The organism is Microbispora triticiradicis (assembly GCF_005864065.1).
Lineage (GTDB): Bacteria > Actinomycetota > Actinomycetes > Streptosporangiales > Streptosporangiaceae > Microbispora > Microbispora triticiradicis.
Map to the genome: position 1 here is coordinate 102,142 of NZ_VANP01000019.1, position 25,626 is coordinate 127,767.

Sequence of the window (25,626 nt, forward strand, 5' to 3'; positions counted from 1 at the left end):
CGTGACTCTCACCACCGCCGCGCAGGCCGCCTACATCGTCGCGGCCCTGCTGTTCATCCTCAGCCTCGCCGGCCTGTCCAGGCACGAGACCGCGCGCTCCGGTGTCGTGTCCGGCGTCGCCGGCATGGTCGTCGCCCTCGCCGCCACGGTCGCCCTCGCCGCGGACGGCGGCGACGTCCCCGCGGTCGCCCTGCTCGTGGCCGCGATGGCGATCGGCGCCGCCGTCGGGCTCTGGCGGGCCCGGGTCGTCGAGATGACCGCCATGCCGGAGCTGATCGCCATCCTGCACAGCTTCGTCGGCCTCGCCGCCGTCCTGGTGGGATGGAACGGCTTCCTCCAGGTCGAGGAGGGCGGCGCGGCGCGGCCGGAGGCCGCCGGCTCGCTGCTGGGCATCCATCACGCCGAGGTGTCCATCGGGGTGTTCATCGGGGCGCTGACCTTCACCGGGTCGGTCGTCGCGTTCCTCAAGCTGTCGGCCCGGATCGACTCCAGGCCCATGACGCTGCCCGGCAAGAACTACCTGAACCTGGGCGCGCTCGCCGCGTTCGCGGTCCTGACCGTGCTCTTCGTGGCCTCCCCCAGCCTCGGGCTGCTCGTCGCGCTGACCGCCGTGGCGCTGTCGCTCGGCTGGCACCTGGTCGCCTCCATCGGCGGCGGCGACATGCCCGTCGTGGTCTCGATGCTCAACAGCTACTCCGGCTGGGCGGCCGCGGCGTCCGGCTTCCTGCTCGACAACAACCTGCTGATCGTCACCGGCGCGCTGGTCGGCTCGTCCGGCGCCTACCTGTCGTACATCATGTGCCAGGCGATGAACCGCTCGTTCCTGTCGGTGATCGCCGGGGGCTTCGGCGTCGAGGCGGGGCACGCCGTCGAGGCCGACTACGGGGAGCACCAGGAGGTCACGGCCGGCGACACCGCCGAGCTGCTGAAGGACGCCAAGTCGGTGATCATCGCCCCCGGGTACGGCATGGCGGTCGCCCAGGCGCAGTATCCCGTGGCCGAGCTCACCCGCAGGCTGCGGGACCGCGGGGTGGAGGTCCGCTTCGGCATCCACCCCGTCGCCGGGCGCCTGCCGGGCCACATGAACGTCCTGCTCGCCGAGGCCAAGGTGCCGTACGACGTCGTGCTGGAGATGGACGAGATCAACGACGACTTCGCCGGGACCTCCGTCGTCCTGGTCATCGGGGCCAACGACACCGTCAACCCGGCGGCCGTCGAGGACCCGGACAGTCCCATCGCCGGCATGCCCGTCCTGCGCGTGTGGGAGGCGGACCGCGTCGTCGTCTTCAAACGGTCGATGGCCACCGGCTACGCGGGCGTGCAGAACCCCTTGTTCTTCCGGGACAACACCCGGATGCTCTTCGGCGACGCGCGGCAGCGCGTCGAGGAGATCGTCGCGGCGCTCTGACCGACGGGTCGCCCCGGCCGGTCACCCCGGCCGGTCATCCCAGCCGGTCACCCCAGCCTGCGGAGGAGGTGACGGCGGGCGACCTCGTCCCCGGGGCCACCGCGCTCCGCGAGCCGCTCCGCGACGTACCGGCGGTGGGCCTCGTCCACGTTCCCGCCGTACTTGAACTTGCCGTCGATCTTCTGGATCGCGAGCCGCAGGCCCCGGATCCCGGGCAGGGACCTGCGGTGCTCGGCGGGATCGGCGAGCCCGTCGTCGAGCCGGGCGAGCTGGGCGCGGAGGATCTCCGCCTTGCCCTCGGCGTCGTCGACGATCTCCGCGTGGCAGACCAGCTGCACGGCGGCGTAGTAGGTGGTCGGGATGCCGAGCCGGGGGTCCTCGCCGCTGTCCGGCAGCACCTTCCACGCGCCCCTGACGTACGCCCAGTCGCCGGCCAGGGAGAGCAGGACCGCGGGGTTCTCCTCGATCGCGGCCCACACGGGGTTGGGCCGGGCCAGGTGGAGCAGGACCGTCGAGGCGTCGGCCAGGAGGAACTGGGTCGGCACGACGACCGGCACGTCGCGACCGCGTCCCGACGCGATGAGGTGGCCGAACTCGCTCGCCCGGACGAAGGCCAGCGCCTCCTCCTCCGTCGCCGCGTCCCACGGATGGATCAGCATGCTCCCACTCTAGGCGGAGCCCTTCGGCCCGCCCCGGGGCGGTGGTCAGCCGGTCCAGGAGCTGTTCATGAAGGAGATGACCATCGGCACCGTGAGCGGCCCGATCACGGTGGCGTAGAGGATGATCACCCATCTGTGCCGGGCGGCCGTACGGCCGACGAGCACCCACAGCGGCCACCACAGCAGCGCTCCCCGGGGCATCGACATGTAGAACGTCGACGTGGTGAGCACGGCCACCTGGAGCCCGACGTAGACGAACTCGGCCCAGCGGCGGGTGACCAGGAGCCAGACCAGCAGCAGCAGCCCCACGATCGCCACCGCGAGCTCCAGGCGGAACATCGGCCCGAACGTGGCGTCGCCGGTCATGTCCCAGGTCGAGCGGAACGACTCCCAGGGCCAGACCATCCTCCGGCCCCAGCCGGCCTCCTGGGCGTGGTTCCAGGCCAACCAGTCGCCCGTACGGGAGTGCTGGTAGGCGGAGTAGGCGACGATCGGCGCGAACGGCAGCAGCAGCCAGGGCGCGTCGCGCCAGCCGGTCCAGCCGTCCCTGCGGATCCTGCTGACGACGAACTCCGTCACGAGCGCCGCGGCCAGGAACAGGCCGGTCACCCGTACGCAGGACGCCCCGGCGGCCAGGGCGCAGGCCACCGGCCAGTTGCGGCGCCGTACGGCCAGCCAGGCGGGCAGCGCGAAGGCGAGGAAGAGCGCCTCGGAGTAGCCGGCGAACAGGAAGACGGCGGGCGGGCACAGCAGCAGGGCCAGCACCGCCCAGCGTCCGGCGCCGACGGGCGCCTCCAGGTCGGCGAGCTTGGCCAGCGCCACCATCGCCACCGCGCCGGCCAGGAACGAGATGATCAGTCCGGCCAGGGTCCAGTCGTGGACCACCAGGTGGACCAGGCGCAGCGCCAGCGGCAGGCCGGGGAAGAAGGCCGGCAGCCCGGGGTCGGGGTCCTGGTTCGGGTCGCCGCCGTAGCCGAACTCCGCGATCTCCCGGAACAGGTCGACGTCCCAGTAGTGCCACCGCTCCAGCAGCGGGGCCCTGTTGGTGCCGGAGACGGCCAGGACGCCGTAGACCGCCATGAGGATGATCCCGGCCCTGGTGCCGACCCACAGCAACAGCGCGTCCCGGACCGTGGCGTTCCGCTCCGCCGCCTCGGCGGAGGCGCCCTCCGGCGGAGGACTCTCGTCGCCGTGCCCGGGCTCCTCCGCGTCCGGCCCGCGATCCTCCGGGTCCGTCCCGGGCCGCTCCCCGCGCTCCGGGTCGCGGCCGGTCTCCTGGACAGAAGCCGTCACGTGCCGCCCCTCCACTCGCCCCTGCCGGCACCGCCGTGCGTACGCGGTGGCCGTACGTCCTTCCGCTTCCGGCGGAGTCTGCCGCCGGACCGGTCCTGCTCCGCGCGGCCGCGGGCACGCCGGGGGTCCTGCCGCACCGGGGGCCGTACGGGCGAGCGCGGACGCGCCCATGATCGGAGATGATGTCAAGGTCCTGAGCCCGGGCGCCAGTCCGAATCCGCACGAAAGCCACCTTCGGCGCCCACCGCGTCCGGCGGCCGTCGCTGACGTCGGAATTCGCGCCGCCACCCGACGGGGCGACCGGCGCCCGGCCTGAAAATTCCATCGCCGGAGATTGCGAAGGCCGCCCCCGTTCACCGCGCGAGGCAGGATCGGCCGGACGACATGCCGCCGTGCCGTGGTGACCGGGCCGCGTCGGACGGCGGCACAGGTGAAATTTTCATCGGGACGGCTTGAAGAGAGCCAAATCGGAGCCCTGGTCAGGAACGGGAGAACCCCGGTTGCCGCCTGCGGGCGGTGCGTGTGGAGACGAGCCGGGATCTTGACACGTCCCACCGCGTCATATTTGCTCCGCTGCACATCGCGGTGACAGGCGCGTGCGCCGTGGCCGGTTTCCCGTCCGCGTAAGCCCCCCATGTGCATGGCACAGGAAGATGCGTGATGTTGAGAAGACCGCGCACCAGGGGGTGGAGTCCCGGCGGCCTCCCCTCCCGGCCCTCCCCCGACATGCCGTCCGGGCGGGCCCGGTGCCCGTCGGCCGCTGGAGAGGTGCGATGACGCCCGCCCGCCCGGCCGCCCGCCCGGCCACCCGCCGGAACGCTCGCACCGCCGCCGCCCGCGCGGCCTCGGACGAACGGCAGGATCGGACCCTGCGACGGCAGATCCTGTTCGCGATCGTCGCGGTGGCCTTCGCCGTGCACGCCAACGGGATCGGCAACGGCTTCGTCTATTTCGACGACCCCGAGGGCGTGATCGACAACCTCTCCATCCGGGAGTTCAGCGCGGCCAACATCGGCCACTGGTTCACCACTCCGCTCCAGTTCATGTACACACCGCTGGTGTACGTGTCGTACGCGGTGGACTATCTGTTCGGCCAGGGCGCCGTGGGCGTGTACCACTTCACCAACGTGGTGCTGCACCTGGTCAACGTGGTCCTGGTGTTCCTGCTGATCCGCCGGCTGACCGAGCGTCTCTTCCCGGCCGCTTTCGTGGCGGCGGCGTTCGCGATCCATCCCGTGAACGTCGACTCGGTCGCCTGGATATCCACCCGCAGCAACCTGCTGGCCACGCTTTTCACGCTGGCCGCGCTGCTGGCGTACCTGCGTCACCTGGAGTCGGAGCGGTGGCCGCCGCTGGTCTGGTCGTTGCTTCTCTTCGGGCTGGCCGTGCTCTCCAAGTCGACCGCGGTCGTGCTTCCCCTCATGTTGTTCCTCGTCGACTTCTTCCGGGGCCGCCCGCTGTCCCGCCGCGTGCTGTTCGAGAAGATTCCCTTTCTCGCCGTCTCCGCGGCCGCGATTCTCGTCGCGCTGAACGTGCGGGAGGACGTGGTCCCGCCGCAGGGGTACACGATCCTCGACCGGTTCCTTCTGGCCTGCTCGGCGGTGGGCAACCATCTGGTGCAGGTGGTCTATCCGCTCCACCTGTCCCTCGCGTACGAGTACCCCCGCAAACCGTTGTCCTGGCTCTTCTTCCTCTGCCCGCTCGCCCTCGTGGCAGGGGCCGCCCTTCTCCTGCTGGTCAGGCCGGCCCGCAGGGTCGTGGTGTTCGGGCTCGGGTTCTTCCTGGCCGGCGTCGCCCCGGCCCAGGCCGTGCTCCTCATCGACGGCTACCACGCGAACAGGTACGCGTACCTGCCCTATCTGGGCCTCTTCCTGATCGCGGCCTGTTTCGCGGAGAAAGCGCTCTTGCATCGCGACCGCAGGCTGCGGGCCTGCGTGATCGGCGTGATGGCGGTGTTCGTCGCGTTCTTCGCCACGCTGACGGTCATCCGGAACACCGCCTGGCGGAACACGGAGACCATCATGAGCGACGCCATCGCGAAGGAACCGGGCGTGGCGTTCACGTACAACGCCCGGGGCATCGCCAGGTTCCGCGAGGGCCGGTACGACGGCGCCACCGCCGACTTCGAGCGCACCGTCGAACTCGACCCCGACTTCATGCTCGCGCACCACTACCTGGGCATGACCAGGTATCACAACGGCGACTACTCGGGGGCGCTCGCCGAACTCGACAACGTGGTGTCGCGACTGCCGACCTTCGCCGCCGGCTACAACGAGCGCGGGAAGACCAAGATCGCCCTGCGCGACTACCAGGGGGCGTACGCGGACCTCTCCGCCGCCGTTCAGTACGACTCGCAACTGGCGGAGGCGTACTACCTCCGCGGTGTGGCCGGGACCGAGCTGGGCAACCCGCAGGGAGCCGTATCCGATCTGAACACGGCGATCGGACTGTTTCCCGGGTACGCCGACGCCTATCACCAGCGCGGGGTGGCCGAGTCGCGCCTGGGCGACACCCGCGCCGCGTGCGCCGACTGGAACACGGCGGCGTCCCTCGGCAGCACCGCGGGGAACACGGCCGTGGCCGAGAATCACTGCGCCGGTTAGCCGGTCAGCCCACAGTGGCCCCGGCGGCGGTTGGCCCCGGCTCCGCCGGGGTAGCAGCGTGGCGCATGACGGAGTATGGAATCCACGCCTCCCACGAGCAGATCCCGCCCGCCGACCTCCTCACCGCGGTGATCGCCGCCGAGCGTGCCGGCTTCGACGCCGCCATGTGTTCCGACCATTTCTCCCCCTGGAGCGAACGGCAGGGCGAGTCGGCCTTCGCCTGGTCCTGGCTCGGCGCCGCCCTGCAGGCCACCGGCCTCACCTTCGGCGTCGTGAACGCCCCCGGGCAGCGCTACCACCCGGCGATCGTCGCCCAGGCGATCGGGACCCTCGGCGCGATGTTCCCGGGCCGGTTCTGGGCCGCGCTCGGCAGCGGCGAGTACAGCAACGAGCACATCACCGGCGAGCAGTGGCCGCGCAAGGAGGTCCGCGACGCCCGCCTGCGCGAGTGCGTGGACGTCATCCGCGACCTGCTCGACGGAAAGACGGTCACCCATGACGGCCTGGTGACCGTCGACCGTGCCCGCCTCTGGACCCGCCCGGACACCCCGCCGCCGCTGATCGGCGCGGCGGTGAGCACCGGTACGGCGGCCCGGTGCGCGGAGTGGGCGGACGGCCTGGTCACCGTCAACGCCCCCGAGGACCACCTGCGCGAGATGATCGCGGCGTACCGTGACGCGGGTGGACGCGGACCGGTCTGCCTGCAGGTCCACCTGAGCTGGGCGCCGACCGAGGAGGAGGCGGAGGCGATCGCCCACGACCAGTGGCGCAGCAACGTCTTCGGCCCGCCCGTCTCCTGGGACCTCGAACTGGTGGAGCACTTCGACGTCGTCTCCGAGCACGTCACCGTCGAGCAGGTGCGCGGTGTGGTCAACGTCTCCGCCGACCTCGACCGGCACGTCGACTGGCTGCGCGGCTACGCGGATCTGGGCTTCGACCGTGTCTACCTGCACCATGTGGGCCAGGACCTGCTGCCGTTCATCGACGCCTTCGGCGCCAAGGTCCTGCCCGCACTGCGCTGACGTCCGAAGGACCGCGACCCGTCGTACGGCGGGCGGGCCGGGGACGCGGACGTCCGGCCGGCCCGCCGCTCGTCACTCCTGCCGGGTGCGCTGGATCGCCTCGGCGATCCGCTTGACGCGTGCGGGAGACCGCGCACCGGCCTGGAAAATGGGTACGAAACTGCTCACACGGGGTGCGAGGCTGGGCGGATGACCCGTACGCACACCGTGGTCCTGGTCGAAGGGCTCAGCGACAAGGCGGCCGTCGAAGCCCTGGCCGGCCGCCGGGGCCGGGACCTCGACGCCGAGGGCATCTCCCTGGTGGCGATGGGTGGCGCCACGAACATCGGGACGTACATCGGCAGGTTCGGCCCTCCAGGGCGCGACCTGCGGCTGGCCGGTCTGTGCGACGCCGGCGAAGTGGGCGCCTTCCAGAGGGCGCTCGAACGTGCCGGCCTCGGGTCCGGTCTCGACCGGAGCGCTCTGGAGGCGCTCGGGTTCTTCGTCTGCGTGGCCGACCTGGAGGACGAACTGATCCGCGCCCTCGGCACCGCCGCGGTCGAACGCGTCATCGACGCCGGAGGCGAACTCGGCTCGTTCCGCACGCTCCAGAAGCAACCCGGGTGGCGCGAGCGCAGCACGCACGACCAGCTACGCCGCTTCATGGGATCAGGCAGCGGCCGCAAGATCCGCTACTCGGGCCCGCTTGTCGCGGCACTGGACCCCGATCTCGTCCCCCGCCCACTGGACGCACTGCTGGCCCACCTGTGAGCCGCTCACCCAATGGCACGGCGCTGGGCGCTCTGGGCTCGTTGCTGGACGCGTCACTTCTGCGGATCGCCGAGGCGTCGGCAGACGCGCGGACGTACGACCGGCGAGCGATCTACGAGATCGCGGACGTGTGGGACAACAACACCTTCCCTCTGTTCCACGCCGCGACCGCCCGCACCTCCATCGGCCGGGAGCGGCGTGCCCGTGCCGCCCTCGCCTGGATGGCTGATTTCGGCCTGGAACGGCGGAGCTGGATGGTCGAGCAGGCCGAAGCGGCAGGGCGGCCGCTGGAGCAGCTCTTGCCGCCCCCGGTTGCGGAGCCTGCGCACAAGAGGAATCACCGAGGGCCGGTGACGCCGCGGTACGTGCCGCTGACCGCCGAGGCCGCACTCGGACTGAGCACCGATTACGACCTGGCCGCCGCCCGGGTCCGCACCCTCCTGCTCGAGCGTGCTGGCACCCGGCTCACCGGGTTTCTCGTGCTGGCCGCCCCGCGCCGCTACGACGGTGGCCCGCAGGCGGTGGAACTTCCCGAGTTGCACCTGCGTCTTGAGGATGTCACCGACGTCGGTTTCGACTCCGGCGATCGCATGGGAGCCGCCCTGCAGTGCGGGGCGGAGGAGATAGTCCTCAGAATCGGCGCGAACGGAAGGCTGGACGCCGCATGGGGTTTCTGTCTGGCAACATTCTTCATCCCACCTCTAATGACCACATTCAGCAAGTGCGGTTCCCGCCTTGCCGAGTTGTGCTTATAGGGGATCAAGGGCGGCGCTCCGCGCCGCCTCGCGGCCCTTCGCCCGCTCGGCGGCCGGGCATGCGGCCTGGGGCCGGTCCCGGCCGCCAGCGGCTCCAGGCCGCCAACACCACCAGACGCCGAGTTATCCATACCGCATATGTGGTCGATCGCTCGTGGAGGACGGCCGGCTCGCTAGGTTGCGCCGCAACCAAGCATTACGCCTCAGTTTCATGAGTCACCCTAGCTAGAAGGCTCCTCGCCCACAGTGCTTTCAGGTCGCAAGGTGCGCCACTTTGCGGTGATTTCTTTCTCAGCCCAGCGGGGCAGGTGCCGTCCAGGCCTTACCACGTTGCGATCGTTACCGCACGTCACGGTATACACGCGGCCGGACGTGCCTTCATCTGCACCAAGGAAGTCCTCATAAACTGCACCCAAGCCGTGCAGATTGTCGTGAGCCAGCCAAGAGAGGGCAATTTTCCCATCGCGGCCCAAAGGTGGGATACGGACAGGGTGGGCCCAGTACCCTGGGCGCTCGCCAGTGACTACCTTTTGGGCCACCTCGATGTTCAGGGCTGGCCCGTTGCCGACGTTCCGCAGCGTCCAACCGTCTTCGTTGTCATAGACGAAGACGAGCACTGGCATCCGGCTGCGACGTTCTGTGGCCCTCGATGCGCGGTAGCCAAGCATGAAGGTGACGGCTGAAAGAATAAGAGCCGCGATCGAGAGGGCTGTTGCGAGCATGGGTTCAATCATGAGGGCTGTAGGGCATAGGCGGAAGACCGCATTACGTCACCATGGACCAAGGTCATGCCTTGCCTATAGTCATAGCCGAGGGCGAATCCTGCCTCCGGCGGGGGCGCTCCGACTCCGGGATGATCCCTTAGGGCCTGCTCATCGTGACCGACCGTAAATGGCTGAGGTAGGGGCCTGATCACCCCGATCAGGAGGCGGAGGCGTGCGCGCCGCGCGGGAAGAGCCAGGTCACAGGCTGATCGTCGTGCAATTAGCGTGCAATTAGCCAGGGGAACGAGGGGGCAACCACGGTCACCTATGACCAGTCCTAGGCCCAGGTCAGCGGCTCTACGGGCCGTGATCCATGCAATTCCCAAGCTGACAGTCCGCGTTGCATCTCCCGCCTGTCGGGGATTTGACGCGCCGCCCTTCTGCCCTCCCTGAAAGACCGATAAGTAACGATCGGAGCTGCGCGCGAGGTTTCCTCGCCACTGACGCACTGATGCTGGCTGCCGCAAGCACAATCGCTCGCGGCGAGCGTTCCTCACCGCTAACAGCGGGCGCAAGCTCACCATGTCCACGCACAAGGACACCAGCCGGCGTTTCTCCTACCGATGGGTCTCTGCCGGGCGAAGGCGCCGCGTACTGTCCGCGATTCCGGCGTTCGGTACCGGATCAATCAGGCGGAGATGACCATGCAGAAACTATTCGACCAGTAGACGCTGGCGTCGGCGGGCGCGGGATGGCATGGCCATGACGCAGGGGCCGTTCGGGCGTGCCTGGCCCCTGCCTTTGCCCCGGCTACTCGGGGTCGGAGACCTCCGTCACCTGCACCCCGTCCAGTTCGAGCCCTGTCCACCGGCCCGCGTCCAGCGTGAGGATGTCGGCCCCCTGCAGCCGAGCGAGCATCACCGCGTGCGCGTCCTGCCACAGAGGCCGGCCGTCGCCGGTCAGCCGCGCGGCGGTCTGCCCGAGCTCGAGCGCGTCATCGAAGTCGCCCAGCGGCCCGTACGCGCCGTGGTCCAGGCGGGCGATCCCGCGCACCGCTGGCAGGAACCCCGACTCGTCGCTGCCGCCCATCTCCGCGGCCACCGCGGCGACAACCAGCGCCGGCACCATCAAACGCAAGCCCTGCTGGTCCAGCTCGAGCAGCATGGTGATCAGCGGCATGTCCCCGCGGGCGACTTCCGACACCACGGTCGTGTCCAGGACAAAGCCGCGCTCACTCACCGGCGGCCCGCGCCCCAAGGTGCTGCTCGCGCTGCGCGAGCACGTGGGCGGTCATCCGAGCCACCTTGGCCGCCGCAGCCGGGTCCGACCGCACCGCCTGCGCGGCGGCGCGTACCGCGGCGTCGGCCTCGCGGTCCGCCTCGGCCCGCCGTGCCAACGCGGCGTTGACCACAGCCGACACCGACCGGGCCCGCCCGGCGGCAACCTCGGCATTTGCGTACTCGAGCAGATGCTCCTCGATCGTCACACTGACAGGCTTCGTCGTCATGCGATAACTATATGATGACGGTGGGCCGGCTGTCCTCTCTTCCCTCGCCTCACCCCGCTCCCTCAGGATCGAGCCCATGCGACTGCTGTTACTCGGAGGCACCTGATTCCTCGGACGGTGCCTCCGGATATAGGCACGTTTGGGTGAGGGCGGGATGGGCTGCGTGTATCTCGGCCGTACCCTTAGCGGCCACGGTTGCACGCGTACGACAGTCATTCCCGATATGGCAAAACTCTTGATAACTGCCAAGATGATGACATGTCGGCGCTTCGCACCGTTGTCCTCGTGGTCTGTCGTGTCTTTCTGGTTTGGGCACACCGTCTGTCGGGACGCACAAGCCGATCGTCACGGACAGCAGCATTTAATCAGACAGAATAAGCTTTCTGTCCGGTATCACTCCTGGTCATCGAGTTGGATCGCTTGAACTTCGGTCACGGCTCGGAACTATGCCCCGGTGATTGGGAGCCGGAGATCCCACGCCAAGCCGCTGACCGCGAGTTGGTTCGACCAGCGGATCGGCGGATCTAGCCTCCGTCTTCGACGAAGATCCTAACGTTTATCGGCCGCCGCGAATCTTCCACCTGCGGCCAGACCTCCCTCCCGGCACTCACCGGGCCCCCTTCCTCCACAGACGTTGCGCGTCGACAGAGCCGCAGCCCTTCATGACGGTGAGGCCGGGCCTGCGACGGACTCCTGTCAGCAGTCGCACTCTGCCTCGGTCTGAGGCGCGTCGAACTCCTCGGTGAGCTCGGTTCCGAGGCCCGGCGACACGGCTCCCAGCGCGACGGGGAATTGCCCGGCGGCCTCGGGGATCCCCTGCGGGATCCGGTCGTCGCGTATTCGATCCGCGGCGATCCCGCGGGCCAGCTCGACAGGACTGACGTTGATCTGAAAGTGCATCGCGTCGTGGGAACTCCGCCAGCGACCACCCCAGGCGAACACCTGGAGGCCGTCGACCGTACGGATCGACTCGACCGCGGCGATCTGCTCCTGGGTGAAGCTCGTGCCAGCGACACGACGGCGGACGTCCTCGCACCGTTCCGCCTGCGTCGATTTCGACGAGAAACGGACCGGCCCGGTGACGTCCCACCGATGCGGATTGCATTCCGGGTCGATGTCGACCGCGATGCCGTAGGAGTGCAGCGACCAGCCGGTCGGATTGCCGTTCCTGTCCTTCGACAGGCGGCATTTGCAGACCCATGCGCGTTTCGCCTGGTACCCGGTGATGCGCAGAGCGCGGTCGAGGGCGCGGAACGCGTCGACCGCCAGCGGGTTCACCGGCGTGGTGTGGCTGAGCACGCGCAGGGGCGTCATCAGCTGCTCTCGGCAGTGATACCGCTCCCAGGCCCGGCGGAGCCAGCTCGTCGAGCGTAGGGCGCCGGGTGCGACCGTGTCCGGTACGGGCGCCTGAGGCCGGGACGGCGCCGCCTCGGTCAGGACCAACCGCAGCACCGGCCGTACGATCGCGTCGCGGATCTGGAGCCACTCCCGCGCGAGCTGCCTCTCCTCGGGCCGGATACCGCGTCCGCCCAGTTCGGGGTGGCGTGCGGCGAAGACCAGGTTCGTCAGGGCGTTCTCGTCCCGCTCGCCGCGCGCGACGGCCACGCTCGCCCGGAACCGCTCCATCAGCGTGCCGGCGTCGAGGATCGCCGTCTCCTCCTCCAGCCCGGACTCGTGCTCCCGCCACGTCCCGGGATGGTCCTCCTCGTGCCAGTGCCCGTACGCGGGGAGCCTCTCCGGAGCCTCCCCGGTGGCAGGGTCGCCGTTCTCCGTCCAGGCTGGGAAGGACGCGTACGCCGCCTCGGTCCGTCGGGGGGCCGTTGACGTGTCCTCGAGGGCGGGCTCCCCGGGGTGGTCCGCGTGACGGCATCGGCATTCGGGGGCGCGTGCTCCCGTCTCGGCGCCGTAGGGCTCCTCCCCTGTCTCGGCGTCCTCCCCGAAGAGCTCCTCCAGCTCTCCGCCGTCCTCCTCCGGCGTCCAGGCGCCTCCGGGGGCACTCATGCGGCAGTTGGCATCGCCGGGGTACGGGTCCTCCTCGCCGGTGAGTTCGTCGGGCCATCCGGGCTCTCCGGTCGTCGCCGGCGCCTCGCCGAACTCTCCGGACAGGGTGGTGTCCGTCTCCTCAGAGGCGTCGGGCTCCTGCCACCCGCCGTGGGCGGGAATGAACGCCTCGCCCCGGCCCGCCTGGCCCGGCGCGTATTCCCAGTGCCAGGGCTCCTTCTTGTACGGCGCGAAGCCGAAGGACGGGGCGTTGGCATGCAGCCAGCGGTACAGCCAGCTGCGGTGCCATGCCTGGAGGTGAACGGCCCGGCTGTCGTTGTGGATCTCGCTGCCGGCCGCGCGTTTCTGGTGGAGGTCGATCGCGGTTCCCGACTGGTGCTTGCTGTAGCCGGGCGCGGCGATCCACCGGGGGATCCGGAAGACGTCGATCATGTAGCGGACGGCTTCGTCACCGTGTGGGCCACCGGCAAGGGCCGCACGGGCACGCGACGTCCGGTTGTAGTACTTCCCGAAGTACTTGCGCCACAGGTGTGCCTGGTGCCTGCTGTCGCGGTAGCCGCTGACCGCCGTCACCCGCTGGGTCCGCAGCGCGTCGGGATCACCGGCGTCGCGGGCCCGGCTGAGCGCCTCGTTGGCCGCGGTTAGCAGGCGTCCCGCGGCTGACGCGGCGTCGGCCCGCATCGTCACATCGGTGCCCGGCACCGTGGCCTGCTCCCCGGGGGACAGGTCGCGCAGCGGCGCGCGGCCGCTTCCCGACCGTTCCAGGTGGGCGCGCAGGACCTTCTCCCGGAAGGCAACCTGCTCCGCCGAGGGCGGCGCGGACCAGCGGGTCTCCTTCTCGGCGACCGGAGAGGAGGCTGGGCCGCCGGGCGCCGGGCCGGTGATCTCGTGGACCGGCCGGAAGGGCGTGTCCACCTGGAAGGCCCAGTGCTCGATCAGCCGCGTCTCGGACGGGCCCGCCGGCTCGGGTGGCGTCGCCGGCTCGCCGCCTGGGGACGCCGTACGGCCGCCGGACTCGAAGATGCCTGTCATCGATTACCGCTCCTCAGGTGACGGATCCGCTCAGAGCTCCACGAGCCGGTTCGCGGCGGGTTCGGAGCCGTTCGGCGCGGACGGGGACGCCGGCGCGAGTGCCGGAGGCGGAGAGAGCGCCGGGTGCGGGGAGGAGGGCCCCGCCATCGCGGAGGCCGACGCCCGCGTCAGAGGCGCCGCCGCGGAGAAGGGTGTGGCCTTCAGGTTCCTCCCAGTGATCTGCGACCAGTGATCGACGATCGTCATGATGTTGTCGCGGAGCGTGTTGGCTGCAGGCGGCGGCGGCAGGTAGAGCGCCGCCACCTGATCGGGCTGGTTGAAGTCGCCCGCCTCGATCTGGAGCAGGAGCCGCGATACCCGGGGGGCGAGGATGAAGTAGGAGTGGGAGCGGGCGTGGCTGGCGATTCCGACTCGCTCGCCGATCTGGCGCAGCCGTTCCTCGGGGGTCGCGGCCGCCGCGACCTGCAGGTCCCGCACCACGGGGGAGTCGTAGTCGACGATCAGGTGCAGCCAGCTGAGCGCGGCCACCGCGCTGAATTCCTCCCTGGCCAGGTTGGGAGAGGTCGGCGTGCCTCCGCGCCGCTCGTTCAGCATGCTCTGCAGGCGGTACGCGAGGTCCGCTATCGCGGCCCTGTCGGTCGGGTTCGGGCCGGTGGAGTTCCTCGAGTGCTCGATGGCCCGCCAGACCTCCTTCAGGAACAGCTCGAAGACCGGGATGAAGTCACGGTTGGCGATGGCGGGCTTCTCGTAGGGGTACGGTCTCCCGTCCTCACCCGGGTGGTTCAGGTCGATGCCGAAGAACCGGAAGTACGCGTTCCTGCGGGTGGCGTTCTCGTCCGGTCTCAGGACGCTTGTTACCGAGGTGGGCAGGAACATCGAGCCGTAGGAGTAGAAGAGCTCCTCCGTCGTGCGGATCCAGTTGTAGGTGATGTCGTTGCGGGGAGCCGGAAGGCGTTCTCCCCGGGTCCACTCGAGGAGCACCTTGCGGAAGATGTCATGGATTCGGGTGTTCTCCACCAGATAGGCGTAGATCAGGTGGTCCCAGATCTTGGACGTCGCCGTGAACTGGCAGTGCAGGATGGGCGCCCACGCCGCGACTCCGGACGCGCGGGCCCTACACGCCCACAGGCGGGAGAGCCGCTGTTCGATTATCAGTGAGGGCTCGCTGATGAGCCTGTCAGCGTTGGCGTCGTACATCGTCACGTCGCCGGTCAGCCCCGCCGCGATCTGTCGGAACATTCAGGACCCTCCCTTCCTGGTTCCCGCCCCGTCGCCGGCTCCACGTTCCACGACGGGGGGTTCCCCGTCGTGGGCAGGGTGACAGGAGTCGTCCGAAGAGGGTCCGCCCGGCCCGCTGTAGAGGCCCGTCACACATTCCGAAGTCCGCGGATCGACGGGTCCTCCCCACGGAGTGCCCTCAGGCGGCTTCAGCGGGAGGAAGTCGAAGGTCTTCCGGCAGAGGTCGGGTACGTCCAGCCACTTCTCGAGGGCATCGGCGCGCCGCAGGACCTCCCATGCCGCGGGCGACAACTCGTCCTGGCCGTTGCCCGCGGCCGGCAACTCGTCGCGGCCGCTGCCCTGCTTGAGACTGCCTCTCGAGCTCGAGGACATGGTCTTCCCCCTTCTCACGCGGCGGCCTCGACAGGCCCGCCGAGGCGGATCATCCACTCTTCGAACTGCGCGGTGATCTCGGCCGCCCGGGCCGGTTCCGTCGCCGCGCGGTAGCCGGACAACGCCAGCAGCCGCAGCGCCTCCCGCTCCACCCAGTACGGAGACCGGAACAGCGCCGTCCCCGCATCACGGGCGAGGCAGGCCAGGGCGTCGGGCCGCACCCGCAGGGGGTCGACGCAGGCGACCAGCGGCCGGTCCCCGAACGCCCGCATCGGCCGGTAGAGGCAGACCTCGGCGATGCGCGGCACGAGCGCGGCAGAGCGCACGTGGAACTCCCGGACGTCGGCGGGAGCGGTCCGCACGGGATGCGCGGCCACCCACGCCTGCCCGAGGTCGTTCCACGGCCCGGACCCGTAGCATCGCGTCGCCATCGCGGCGCCCAGCAGGACGCGGAGGTAGGCGGGGGGATGCGGATCACCATACGGGACCATCCAGACCCGGTCCGGTTCTCCGGCGACGACGTCGTGCAGCGCGGCGACGGCCGCGTAGCCCGCGTGCGCGAAGGCGAAGGCGTCGCCGGCGATCTCACTCGCCCAGCCGGCCCAGGCGTCGGCGACGCCCGGCGCGACCGGGCGCAGCTCCCGTCGGAGAGCGTCGGCCAGCTCGCCGTTCCAGTCCAGGGTGAACGCGGCCTGGTGGCCGGCCTCGTGCAGGATGGCCGTGGGTCTCGACAGATTGTGCCTGGTGATCTTCACCGCGGCGGCCACCGAGAAAGAATCGCGGTCCCACAGGCGCAGGCCCGCACGCAGGATCGAGGCTCCGAGCCCTTTGTCCACGTAGGTCAGCACTGGAGGAGCCGGGTGCCCCAGCGGCTCCAGCACCTGCTCCATGGCGGACCTGGCCAGGAAGTCGCATGCGCGCAGCAGCGCGCCCAGCCGAGGCGTGGTCCTGCTGTTCACGCAGTCGCCGTAAAAGTCGAACGCCAGCTCGACTCTGAGGAACATCGCGCGGAACCGTACGACGAGCCGTCTGACCCGTTCCAGCTCCGTGGGCGACTCCGCCGCCGCCAGCTCGGCGGCCAGCACGCCGGCCGCCCGGTGCAGCCGCCGCGCCGAACGGCGCAGGTGCGCCCGTACGGCCACGCCCAGCTGGTGTTCGAGATTTGCCCACGCGGACGCGGAGGCGAAGTTCTCGAGGTCGGCGAGAGCCGTCACCGCCGCCTGCCAGTGCGCCACCTGTCGGGCGACCTGCAGGCGAAGCGCCGCGACCTCAGCGGACATGGTCGCGTCCCGGGTGGAATCCGACCATGACCTCCGGCCCGTGCCGGAATATCTGCGACAGCCCGTCCGAGGCCCGCGTCACGCCGGAAGACCGGTCGGCTGCGGCACCCGCCAGCACGTCCAGCCCCGGCGGGCCGACGACACGCGCGGCGATGGTGACCCCGTCGGCCTCGGCCGCGGCCGCTTCGACGAACGCGTCCCGCTGCCGCGGCAGTTCCCGTCGTATGGACCACATCAGCCACGTGCCGATTCCGTCGGCGACGAGCCGCCGCAGTGCGGGGTCGGACGCTCCGGCGTGAGGCGCCGGCGTCCCGGCCGTCCCGATGACCCGCACCCGGCGGCCCGCCTCGGCGAAGGCGGAGCGGAGTTCCGCGCGGGTGATGCGGCGCAGCGCGGCCAGCGCGGCGCCGAGCGGCTCGCGGCGCCGCAACCGCCGTGCGATCTCCTGCGCGTCCGACTCTCCCAGGAAGACGCTGAGCCGGATCTCGCCCGCGCCCGTGTCGACCACGACGGCCGCGTCGCTCGACCGGCGCTCCAGCGGCCGGGCACCGGGCACCTCCAGATAGAACAGGCGTTCGCCCACCTGTGGCGGATCTCCACGGTCGATGCGGACGGGGTCGACCTCCCGCCCGAGTCCCGGCTCGCCCAGCAGCACGCCCGCGGCCTGCGGGGTGAGCGGGTGCAGTTGGGTCCGCGCCATGCGACCGCCGCCGGTCATCCGCTCAGCACTTCCGAGACGGGACAGCCGGGTGCCGGGAACCGCCTGGTAGAGATGGAGGTGTCCCTGGACGACACCGGTGCGCCCCAGACTGTCGCGGAGGAACCGGCCGAGAGTGCGTCCCCCGAACGTCCGGATCGAGCGCGCGACCTGGGGCGTCACCCTGACCGGGAAGACGTGGCTGAACTTCCGGTAGCAGGCCCGCCGCCCCCGGGGCATCGCCAGCCACATCCCGTACGGCCGGCTCGTCTCCAGATACTCGCTCGCCGGATCGAGGATCGCCGGAGGGAAGTTGGCGGCCACCGCTTCCTGGAACGCCTCGTACGCCGCCTCCTCCAGCGCCTGCTCATCCGCGAGTTCCTCCTCCGGCAGCGTGCAGACCCGTCGTACGGTGTCCTCCACGAGCCCCGCGAACGCCTCCGCCGCCAGCCGGGGCGCCGGCTCCTCGGCCTCCTCCGGCTCCTCGAGCGTCAGCAGCCGAAGCCCCGCGTCGACGATCGCCTGAGACAGGGCCGGGGTGACCTGAGGTCCGGCGTACGGCGCGATGAGCCGGCCGATGTACTTGGCGAGGTAGCGCACCACCCGGGATCGTCCGCCGAGCTTGATGCCCAGTCTCAGCACCGGAAGCAGCGCGGGAACGAACTCCTCGACGAGAGGAGTGGGGTCCTGACCGGGCTCGAGCCGCTCCAGGGCCGTGATGAACGACTCCCGCGCCTCGTGCAGCTCACCGAGCGGGTCGGCGTCGCCCGGCCGGGCCATCGCGGCGGCCTCGGCGACGACCTCCTCCTGCTCGATCTCGCCGGGCGCGAGGAGCAACGCGGCGATCTCGGCATCGAATCCCGACTGCAGATCGCGGACGTCGACCGACGCGGGCGCTCCTTCGGTCTCGGGGAAAGGCCACGAGGGCTTCTTGATGAAGCGCTGTGCGAGTCGCGCCGCGTACGGCCTCAGATCGGGCGGCAGGCGGTCGAGGGCGACGTTGAGGACACGGTCGAGAAGAGGCCGGACGAGCCCCTTCAACCGGCGCAGTATTTGACCGATCGGAAGAACGCGGGCAGCCGCGGTGATGCCTCTCTTCGCCAGTCTCGCGGCTCCTTTGACCACCCTGGTCGCCTTGCGGAAGATCTTCCGCAGGAAGTCCTCGAACACCGGGCCGAGATCGGTGCCGCGCGGTTCGAACCGCTGGGCCAGCTCCATGAGCTCGTCCTCGCGGACCGACCCCGCGTCCCGGGTGCGCAGGGCGTCCGCCAAGCCCTCCAGTATGGCCTCGCTCTCGATGGCCAGCGGTTCCACCCAGCGTCCGAGCACCCGCGCGGCCCGCGCCGCCGCGGCCGGAGACTCCTCGACGCCGAACCGTGCGATCTCCGCCTCGGCCTCGGCGATCAGGTCCTCCAGCGCCTCGTCGAGCTCCGGGTCGGACAGCTCGGCCATCAGTTCGCCGGCCGCCTCCGCCTCGTGGTCGACGAGTTCGTCTCCCGACCGGTACTGGCTGAGGAACGGCGATTCGACAGTGAGAGGCGGCGTCCCTTCCTGCTGAGGCGGGGCCGCGGTCCACAGTCCGGTGAAGGGCGTTTCCGGGTCGCCGGCGCCCGTCGCGCCCGCGTCCATCCGGTGACCAGTCTCCACCGCCACCCCCTGTGCGAACGTCCCGGCATCGGCCACAAGCGCTATTCCCATGGGCCTCCGAAATGCCACCCATCGTTGCCGTTCCATGCACCTCCGATAGCCAAATTCAGATAGCCCGCCCCAGCAAGGAGCGAATTGATTTTTCCATGCTGTCGATCTGCGGACTAGTGAGGACGCACAAACGTGAGCACCGATAGAACACTCCGTGGCGCGGCTGAGTTCGTGTATGGCCGACGAGATCGCTGATCTCGCCCAGCGGCCAATACGCGAATGATGCACGGGTGAGCGTGATGCGCAACATTCTTGCAGTAAACTTTCGGACTACTTAAACACGTGAGGTGTACCCGGTCTCGGCTAGATCCGTCACAGAGGGCCTCCTTGCCCGAGGCTCCCGAACCCTCCGGTGAACCCACTGGAGAGGAGCGACATCACCTATCTGCCGTTGGCCGAGGGCCGCTTCCTGTATCTGGCCACAGCGATCGACCTGCATTCGCGGCGGCTTGCCGGGTGGTCGATCGCCGATCACATGCGCACCACCTTGGTGAGCGACGCGCTGCACGCCGCGGCCGCCACCAGGGGCGGCACCCTGACCGGGGCGATCTTCCACAGCGACCACGGGGCGCAATACAGCTCTGCCGAGTTCGCCGCCGTGTGCCGGCAGCTCGGGGTGCGCCAGTCCATGGGTGCGGTCGGCACCAGCGCGGACAACGCTGCCGCCGAGGCGTTCAACGCCACGTTAAAGCGAGAGACCCTTCAGGGCGCCAGGTGCTGGCCCTCCGCCCGGGCCGCCCGCCTGGCCGTCTTCGCCTGGATCACCCGCTACAACACCCGAAGGAGGCACTCCAGCCTGGACTACCTCAGCCCCATCGACTACGAGCAGCAGCCCGACAAGGTGCTGATCGCCGCATAACAGCCGGTGTCCACACAACGGGGGGAACTCCCCCTTCGGCGAGAACCCGCATCATGCGCTCGCCTGTGCGCACTACTTTCGACCGTCGTACCGGTGCCACAGCGGTGTCAATACCGGCAGCGAGCATGTTAGTGCGGCGCCTGGCAGGGGAACACACCTATGTCAGTGGCCTTCAGCCAGTGCGTCCACGTATTGATTCAGCATGGCGCTGCGACGGCGCAGATGGGACTGCACAGCGAAGAGCGAAACGCCGTCGCCGACCGTGGCGCGAAGGCAGTGAAGGCTTAACGGCGAGCGTTCTTGGTGAATGCCATGTTTGTCGGATTCGATCGGTATGGCTATCCCGGTGACGGGCTGATGCAATCACTGTGGAACTCCGTCTCCGACCTCACCTTCGTCTGTCTGTATCTCGCGCCCGCACCCAGCCACCCGAACCAGTCGTGGATGGACGCGGTTCCGGCCCTGCAGTCGATGGGCTGGGGTTTGGTGCCGACGTACGTCGGCCAGCAGGTGATCGGCAACGGCAGCCACACGGTGACGGCAGAGCAGGGCGTGGCCGATGCCGCGAACGCGAGCACCCTGGCCTCCGCCGCTCAGCTTGCCTCCGGCTCGGTCCTATACCTGGACATCGAGAACGGCGGGCGAATGCCGGACAACCAGGTCGATTACGTGACGGCTTGGATACGCGAGATCCATAGCAACAGCGACTACTGGGCCGGTGTCTACTGCTCACGGTCCAAGACCGCAAAGCAGGTCGCCGACGCTGCGGCCGATGTGGTTACAGAGACTGGTCACGACGTGGCGACATGGTGTACAGGCCGCTAGACCAGGGGCCGTCCACGATCGACCTCGGTGTGGAGCAGGCTCAGGATCCCGCGGCCTCTGGCTACGCTCCGGCGCTTGTGTGGCAGTACAGGATGAGTCTCAATGGCCCGATCAACTTGACGTGGGTCGACAGCCGCACTGGAGAACCCCGGCGATTGGACAAGGCCGACCTTGACACGGCCAGCGTCTCCAACCCGATGCGGCCAAACATCACTCCTTGAGCTGCGCGCCGCCACGCAAGATCGCACATCACGCTCAGCGGGGTGCGTACCGGCGCCCTCGCTGCTCTGAGAAGTCACCGACCATCGAGGATCCGTCGGTAGCTGCCCAAAAGACAGACTCGTCTGAGCGGTGCCGGGTGATGCGTGCAGGTGCGACCAGGCGTCACACCAGACCTCTGACACTGGCGGCTCGTCACCAGGGTAAAGAGCAACGCCCGGGACAACGGGCACCGATGGCCATCCTGCGAGAAGGCCTCGGTTGGCGCGCGGCGGCACCCGCCCGAAATCATCGTATTTGCCTGACGACGAGAGCTGCCAGTGTGACGATCGAGGAGCATCTGCTCGAGTGCGCTGACGCCGAGGTTGGTGCCGGTCGGTCGAACCCGGCCGCATAGGCCAAGGTGGCCCGGATGACCGCCCACGTGCTCGCGCAGCGGGAGCAGCACCTGGCGCGGGCCGCCGGTGAGTGAGCGCGGCTTTGTTCCTGGACACGACGGTGGTGTCGGAGGTTGCCCGGGGGGACATGCCGCTCATCACGATGCTGCTTCAGCTGGCCCAGCAGGGCCTGTGCCTGATGGTGCCCGCGCTGGTTGTCGCCGCGGCAGCTGCGGAGGTGGGCGGCAGCGACGAGACGGGGTTCCTGCCGGCGGTGCGCGGGATTGCCCTCCTGGACCACGGGGCATACGGGCCCTTGGGTGACTTCGATGACGCGCTCGAGCTCGGGCAGGCCGTCGCGCGGCTGACCGGCGGAGGCCGACCGCTGGCACAGCGTTGGATCCGCTCTCGGTATCGTATGCGCTGGCCGGGCTCACCCTTTGGCTGCAGGAAGTCGTGCCGCAGTCCTCAGAGATTATCTACGGCTCGGCACCTTTAGATGATGAGCACACGAATTCGGCCGCCAGTTGGGCCTGCCCCTAGACAAACCTTATTACCTGAGGCGAGGAATCACCTCAAGGTGGATGACCCGTTAGCAATGGCTGGCTCTAAGCGGAACTGGCATAGGCGCCTGCGATCAAGGCGCTCTCGGCGACTTCTACTAGTTTTTTTGCACAATTAGGGCTTTGAACTGGACGAGGTTCGCTAGTGTGAGGATATGGATGTTGATAGTGATCAATCAGAAGCTCTCGGGAGATGGTACCTCGAGCCGTGGCTCAGAGCTCTCCTGGCGGCACTTTCGACGTTAACCACTCTTGCGATCGCGCTGCCGCTCATCGATCTTTTCCACTACGGAGCAAAGATCAAAGAGGTGCAGTTGTACCTTCTGATACCCGTCGGCCTGCTTCCAGTGATACTCGCAATAGAGTGGATGGTGCAACGAGAAGTCAAAAATAGGCGCTTGGATGCTGCCCAGAAAAGACTGCGCGCGGCGGAAGGGGCACTAAAGAAAGAACAAGAATTGGCGCTTGGGCCACTATGGGTGGAAACGGAAGCGCGTCTCGATTATTATCATGAAATAGCCACAAACCATGCCCGCCAGAGCTTTCGTAGCGCCCAAGTCGCCATGGTGGCCGGTTTTGTGGTGGTACTACTGTTCGCCGTGCTGGCAATATTCTTCGCCAAGAACCCTGCGGACAGACTCCTCGCCGGCACGCTCGGCTTGATTTCTGCCGCCCTTTCTGGCTTCATTAGCCGCACTTTCATCCGAGCGCAAGAAGCTGCAGCCAACCGCTTGCAGGCCTATTTCGATCATCCAGTTAGATTCTCACGCTATCTGGCTGCGGAGCGATTAATTGAGCAGATGAAGAAGCTTAATCCTGAGGAACACAAGGCAATTGAAGGCGAGTTCCTCAATGCCGTTGTCGCCCCCTATGCCGTGCTTTCCGGTGAGTCATTGACCAATGGCTTAAAGGTTCCGCCGGAGCAGGTTTCTGTTCCGGACGCGCACGGCCGTGCAAACTTCCTGCGCGGTCTCTTTACGCATCGTCGGGGATAAAGCCACAGTCGTGACTTGGGCGACCACCCCGGGCACGTCGACGAGGTCCTGGGCTGTGCTCGCCCAGTCGCAATCATCCGGATTTGGGGTGCCGTTAACCAACGTGTCACCGGCCGCCAAAATTCTCTTTCGCGGGCGGCCGGTGGGAGCCCAGCACCTCGGCCGCCGCGCCCTGCGTACCCTCACGCGCGCCGCGCCGGCCGCCCCGTCATCTTCGCCAACACCTACGGCCTGATCACGACGACCGAACACGTCCACCCGAGCATCGCCGACGCCGGCGACCTCGACCCGCACACCATCTGGGGGCCCTGCCGGGAGCGGTTCTCCTCCTGCGCAACGATCTTCGGCACCGACGAGCAGGGGCGCGCCGTCCACTTCATGCGCGGCGCCTGCCGCGACTGCACCGCAGGGCCTGGCGAGCTCCACCGCGCGCGCTGCCCCCGCCTCGCCCGCCTGCTGGCGCTGATCCCAACGGGCTACTGGCTGGTGCCGGTGCATGAGCCGACTTTCCGGGAGCGGCAGCGCGCCCGCCGGGCGGCGGGGGTGACGCGGTGAGGCAGTGGCTGATGGACCTGCAGCCCGTCGACACGGTGTTCGGGCCGTTCCTGCGGGGCGATGACGACTGGCTGGCCGAGTACCTCCGCTGGGCGCTGTTCGGTGCCCTGCGGGTGCCGGTGGTGCCCGCGCACGCCGTGACGCTGCGGGGCAAGGTGATCGACTCGCGGACCGAGCCGCCGCCGCGGCGGCGCGACTGGTCAGCCCGGCAACTGCAGCCCGTGGCCGACCCGCTCGAGCGCGCCCGGCGGATCCTGCGGGGTGGGCGGTGAGCGCGGGGGAGACCGCGGCCGCGGTCGTCGCCGCGGTGGCGGCCACGCTCCGCACGGTCGCGACGTGGAACGAGGACCGCCCGACCCTGCACGAGATGGCCGACGCGGTCGAGCAGGGCTGGGACGGGTGGGGCCAGGCCTGCGGGTCGTCGGCCGGCTCCCGCGGGGGCCGCGGGCGCGTACTCGTCCTCCGGCCTCGCCGCCAGGCGTCCCCGTGTTGAAAGTTTCACCAACACCGTCGCGCGAACGACTGTGATGACGCGGATGCGACCGCCACATCGCACGGCGTCCCGTGGCCTGCGACCGGCCTGTTGATCCGCGGGGCGAGGTCGCCGCCTCTTTACGGGCTGTGCGGAAACCGCGATGCACCGCTTGTTTCGGAGGGCGGTGCTCCATATGGGTCTGTCCGGTCCATTGCCACTGTGTGATCCTCCCCTCGAGAAGACCTACTCTGCGGCGTCTCCGGCGCGTGGCCCGCGCGCTCCGGATTGCCACCGGCGGGAGGGAGAGATGGCGGGCTGGCACTCCGGTGAGATCTCCACAGTCAACGGCGCGAAGAAAGGGACCCCATGATTGCTGGCAACCTGATCCGCCGGGCGCTGGCGGTCGGCACGATGCTGGCCACCACCGCCGCGATGGTCGTGACCACGCAGCAGCCCGCCGCCGCCTCAGCCCTGACGCTCAACGGCACGGTGGACTGCCTCAACGTCAACTACTCCGGCGACACCCGGGACTGGTACGCCTCGTACGTCGCGGTCAGCTCCTCGCCTCCTTCATACAGCGTGACTGTGCCCTACAGCTCGATGGTCGCGAACCCGGCGAACCACTCGTGGTCGTTCACGATCAGCCTGCCCGGCGGCAGCACCTCGGTGAGCGTGTCGGCCATCTGCAGCGGCGGTCACCAGGCCGACCAGGTCGGCTGGACCAACGGACCGGCGATCAGCATCCCCTCCTGGGCCACGACTTTGAATGCCACCTGGGGCTGCTACACCCAGCAGGTTTACCCCGGGCCCTACATCACCGGCTGCAGCGCGCAGTCCTACTCGTACAGCTGAGCTCCTGCCTCCCCGAAGGCCATCCGCTTTCACCGCGGGTGGCCTTCTCGCATGCGGCCAAGCGGGCCGATCGTAGATCATGTCGCGGCGGCGGGGGTGGCCGGGTACGAACGGGCGGTGGCAGACCGGGCAGTGGGAGACGTCGGTCTTGTCGCCGGTGAGGATCGCTATGGCGATCCCGGTGGCCTCGGCGTTGTGCCGGCGCTGCCGTGCCTCGGCTGCGCGGCAGGCCGTGCAGCAGTAGATCGATGAGTTCCTGTGGCGGGCCGAACCCGAACGCAGCGGCGACTAGCGCACTGTCAAGTTCGTCTCCTACACCACCAGAAGCGCCATCAAGCCGTACCGCACCACCCGGAACGTATTCCTCGTCTTGAACGACGACGGCAAGAGCTCCAGCTACTACTGGTCGGTCTCCTAATGACGGGAGTCACGTCGGGGCCACCTGCTCGCCACAGCCAGCAGCGACGAGACGGTGCGGCTATGGGACATGGCCACCCGCCAGCCCGCCGGCAACCCCCTCACCGGACACACCGGCCCTGTCCGAGCGCTGGCCTTCCACCCCGACGGCCACCTGCTCGCCACCGCCAGCGTTGACGTTTTCCGAGACGGACCTGGCCGCACGTGGTCACCATCGTCTGCGGCAGCAACGTCGGCGTAGACGCCTATCACCGCTGGGTCGGCGCGGCTCCCGTCCATAGGTCTTGACAGTCGCCTGCGCCATCCCACGGGGGCGCTGCTCTCCTGGGGCTCGCGAGCGCTGTGACGACCGAAGCCGCCTCCGGGCGATCGGCACGTGTCGTCAGATGTTCGCGGCCTTCGGCGCGAACGGTTCAGATGTTGGTCGACCGGCCGCCTCGGCCGGCGCCCACCTGTGCCTCCGCTGTCC

General features: G+C 69.1%; 21 protein-coding genes and 2 pseudogenes. 14 read left to right on the forward strand and 9 right to left on the reverse strand.

Annotated features, from left to right (window positions below; all coding sequences use genetic code 11):
• Window position 1 precedes the first annotated feature (1 nt).
• Window positions 2-1,408 carry a Re/Si-specific NAD(P)(+) transhydrogenase subunit beta gene (gene pntB, locus FED44_RS32340; protein WP_138463041.1) on the forward strand — a complete coding sequence of 469 codons (1,407 nt, stop codon included), beginning with the start codon at window positions 2-4 and terminating at the stop codon, window positions 1,406-1,408.
• Window positions 1,409-1,455: 47 nt separating this feature from the next.
• Here pntB and FED44_RS32345 read toward each other — a convergent pair whose 3' ends face one another.
• Entirely contained in the window at window positions 1,456-2,067 is a 612-nt protein-coding gene (locus FED44_RS32345) for an FMN-binding negative transcriptional regulator (RefSeq protein ID WP_138463042.1), read from the reverse strand.
• A gap of 45 nt (window positions 2,068-2,112) precedes the next feature.
• On the reverse strand, window positions 2,113-3,360 hold the full coding sequence (locus FED44_RS32350; protein ID WP_244302453.1) for a glycosyltransferase family protein: 1,248 nt from the start codon (window positions 3,358-3,360) through the stop codon (window positions 2,113-2,115).
• Between the two features lie 773 nt (window positions 3,361-4,133).
• Here FED44_RS32350 and FED44_RS32355 point away from each other — a divergent pair.
• From FED44_RS32355 to FED44_RS32370, 4 genes are all read left to right on the forward strand, one after another.
• On the forward strand, window positions 4,134-5,963 hold the full coding sequence (locus FED44_RS32355) for a glycosyltransferase family 39 protein (RefSeq protein ID WP_167521654.1): 1,830 nt from the start codon (window positions 4,134-4,136) through the stop codon (window positions 5,961-5,963).
• Between the two features lie 65 nt (window positions 5,964-6,028).
• Entirely contained in the window at window positions 6,029-6,985 is a 957-nt protein-coding gene (locus FED44_RS32360) for a TIGR03885 family FMN-dependent LLM class oxidoreductase (protein WP_138463044.1), read from the forward strand.
• A gap of 189 nt (window positions 6,986-7,174) precedes the next feature.
• Entirely contained in the window at window positions 7,175-7,735 is a 561-nt protein-coding gene (locus FED44_RS32365) for a TOPRIM nucleotidyl transferase/hydrolase domain-containing protein (protein WP_111701672.1), read from the forward strand.
• Window positions 7,732-8,490 (forward strand): hypothetical protein, encoded by a 759-nt coding sequence (locus FED44_RS32370; RefSeq protein WP_138463045.1) that lies wholly within the window; start codon window positions 7,732-7,734, stop codon window positions 8,488-8,490. Before FED44_RS32365 ends, FED44_RS32370 begins: the two co-directional genes overlap by 4 nt.
• A 221-nt stretch (window positions 8,491-8,711) precedes the next feature.
• Here FED44_RS32370 and FED44_RS32375 read toward each other — a convergent pair whose 3' ends face one another.
• The 7 genes from FED44_RS32375 to FED44_RS32405 all read right to left on the reverse strand — a co-directional run bounded on the left by FED44_RS32375 (window position 8,712) and on the right by FED44_RS32405 (window position 19,020).
• Window positions 8,712-9,212: a hypothetical protein gene (locus FED44_RS32375; protein ID WP_138463046.1), complete on the reverse strand. Its 501-nt coding sequence runs from the start codon at window positions 9,210-9,212 to the stop codon at window positions 8,712-8,714.
• Window positions 9,213-10,004: 792 nt separating this feature from the next.
• Entirely contained in the window at window positions 10,005-10,400 is a 396-nt protein-coding gene (locus FED44_RS32380; protein WP_138463047.1) for a hypothetical protein, read from the reverse strand.
• A gap of 25 nt (window positions 10,401-10,425) precedes the next feature.
• Window positions 10,426-10,701, reverse strand: coding sequence for a type II toxin-antitoxin system ParD family antitoxin (locus FED44_RS36155; RefSeq protein WP_167521655.1), 276 nt, complete (start codon window positions 10,699-10,701; stop codon window positions 10,426-10,428).
• A gap of 696 nt (window positions 10,702-11,397) precedes the next feature.
• On the reverse strand, window positions 11,398-13,734 hold the full coding sequence (locus FED44_RS32390) for a D-alanyl-D-alanine carboxypeptidase family protein (RefSeq protein WP_138463049.1): 2,337 nt from the start codon (window positions 13,732-13,734) through the stop codon (window positions 11,398-11,400).
• Window positions 13,735-13,764: 30 nt separating this feature from the next.
• Complete coding sequence (locus FED44_RS32395; protein ID WP_138463050.1) at window positions 13,765-14,973, reverse strand: hypothetical protein; 1,209 nt, start codon at window positions 14,971-14,973, stop codon at window positions 13,765-13,767.
• 386 nt (window positions 14,974-15,359) lie between these two features.
• The gene (locus FED44_RS32400) at window positions 15,360-16,625 is read right to left on the reverse strand and encodes a hypothetical protein (protein ID WP_138463051.1); all 1,266 of its coding nucleotides are present in this window, start codon (window positions 16,623-16,625) and stop codon (window positions 15,360-15,362) included.
• On the reverse strand, window positions 16,615-19,020 hold the full coding sequence (locus FED44_RS32405) for a hypothetical protein (RefSeq protein WP_138463052.1): 2,406 nt from the start codon (window positions 19,018-19,020) through the stop codon (window positions 16,615-16,617). Before FED44_RS32405 ends, FED44_RS32400 begins: the two co-directional genes overlap by 11 nt.
• Window positions 19,021-19,393: 373 nt before the next feature.
• Between FED44_RS32405 and FED44_RS32410 the strand changes: the two are divergent.
• The 9 genes and pseudogenes from FED44_RS32410 to FED44_RS32445 form a co-directional block, all read left to right on the forward strand.
• Window positions 19,394-19,879: pseudogene (locus FED44_RS32410) on the forward strand (IS3 family transposase); the annotation flags it as partial.
• 312 nt (window positions 19,880-20,191) lie between these two features.
• A complete protein-coding gene (locus FED44_RS32415; protein WP_138463053.1) occupies window positions 20,192-20,704 on the forward strand; it encodes a glycoside hydrolase domain-containing protein in 513 nt (170 codons plus the stop codon).
• Window positions 20,705-22,018: 1,314 nt separating this feature from the next.
• A complete protein-coding gene (locus tag FED44_RS32420) occupies window positions 22,019-22,858 on the forward strand; it encodes a TRADD-N-associated membrane domain-containing protein (RefSeq protein ID WP_138463054.1) in 840 nt (279 codons plus the stop codon).
• Between the two features lie 15 nt (window positions 22,859-22,873).
• Complete coding sequence (locus tag FED44_RS32425; RefSeq protein ID WP_138463055.1) at window positions 22,874-23,413, forward strand: hypothetical protein; 540 nt, start codon at window positions 22,874-22,876, stop codon at window positions 23,411-23,413.
• Window positions 23,410-23,685 (forward strand): hypothetical protein, encoded by a 276-nt coding sequence (locus FED44_RS32430; RefSeq protein WP_138463056.1) that lies wholly within the window; start codon window positions 23,410-23,412, stop codon window positions 23,683-23,685. Before FED44_RS32425 ends, FED44_RS32430 begins: the two co-directional genes overlap by 4 nt.
• Window positions 23,682-23,906, forward strand: coding sequence for a hypothetical protein (locus FED44_RS32435; protein ID WP_138463057.1), 225 nt, complete (start codon window positions 23,682-23,684; stop codon window positions 23,904-23,906). The genes FED44_RS32430 and FED44_RS32435 overlap by 4 nt, the downstream gene beginning before the upstream one ends.
• A 348-nt stretch (window positions 23,907-24,254) precedes the next feature.
• Window positions 24,255-24,740, forward strand: a complete 486-nt coding sequence (locus FED44_RS32440; RefSeq protein WP_138463058.1) for a hypothetical protein — start codon at window positions 24,255-24,257, stop codon at window positions 24,738-24,740.
• Window positions 24,741-25,173: 433 nt separating this feature from the next.
• Window positions 25,174-25,227: pseudogene (locus FED44_RS38340) on the forward strand (hypothetical protein); the annotation flags it as partial.
• Window positions 25,213-25,398, forward strand: a complete 186-nt coding sequence (locus tag FED44_RS32445) for a hypothetical protein (protein WP_341868641.1) — start codon at window positions 25,213-25,215, stop codon at window positions 25,396-25,398. The pseudogene FED44_RS38340 and the gene FED44_RS32445, both read left to right, overlap by 15 nt.
• The last annotated feature ends 228 nt before the right edge of the window (window positions 25,399-25,626 follow it).

What these genes read in the sequence shown, in the direction of transcription:
- FED44_RS36155 (WP_167521655.1), bottom strand. Translation starts at nt 10,701, where the DNA reads ATGACGACGAAGCCTGTCAGTGTGACGATCGAGGAGCATCTGCTCGAG.
- FED44_RS32395 (WP_138463050.1), bottom strand. Translation starts at nt 14,973, where the DNA reads ATGTTCCGACAGATCGCGGCGGGGCTGACCGGCGACGTGACGATGTAC.
- FED44_RS32355 (WP_167521654.1), top strand. Translation starts at nt 4,134, where the DNA reads ATGACGCCCGCCCGCCCGGCCGCCCGCCCGGCCACCCGCCGGAACGCT.
- FED44_RS32400 (WP_138463051.1), bottom strand. Translation starts at nt 16,625, where the DNA reads ATGTCCGCTGAGGTCGCGGCGCTTCGCCTGCAGGTCGCCCGACAGGTG.
- FED44_RS32345 (WP_138463042.1), bottom strand. Translation starts at nt 2,067, where the DNA reads ATGCTGATCCATCCGTGGGACGCGGCGACGGAGGAGGAGGCGCTGGCC.
- FED44_RS32390 (WP_138463049.1), bottom strand. Translation starts at nt 13,734, where the DNA reads ATGACAGGCATCTTCGAGTCCGGCGGCCGTACGGCGTCCCCAGGCGGC.
- FED44_RS32365 (WP_111701672.1), top strand. Translation starts at nt 7,175, where the DNA reads ATGACCCGTACGCACACCGTGGTCCTGGTCGAAGGGCTCAGCGACAAG.
- FED44_RS32405 (WP_138463052.1), bottom strand. Translation starts at nt 19,020, where the DNA reads ATGGGAATAGCGCTTGTGGCCGATGCCGGGACGTTCGCACAGGGGGTG.
- FED44_RS32415 (WP_138463053.1), top strand. Translation starts at nt 20,192, where the DNA reads ATGTTTGTCGGATTCGATCGGTATGGCTATCCCGGTGACGGGCTGATG.
- FED44_RS32360 (WP_138463044.1), top strand. Translation starts at nt 6,029, where the DNA reads ATGACGGAGTATGGAATCCACGCCTCCCACGAGCAGATCCCGCCCGCC.
- FED44_RS32375 (WP_138463046.1), bottom strand. Translation starts at nt 9,212, where the DNA reads ATGCTCGCAACAGCCCTCTCGATCGCGGCTCTTATTCTTTCAGCCGTC.
- FED44_RS32440 (WP_138463058.1), top strand. Translation starts at nt 24,255, where the DNA reads ATGATTGCTGGCAACCTGATCCGCCGGGCGCTGGCGGTCGGCACGATG.
- FED44_RS32420 (WP_138463054.1), top strand. Translation starts at nt 22,019, where the DNA reads ATGGATGTTGATAGTGATCAATCAGAAGCTCTCGGGAGATGGTACCTC.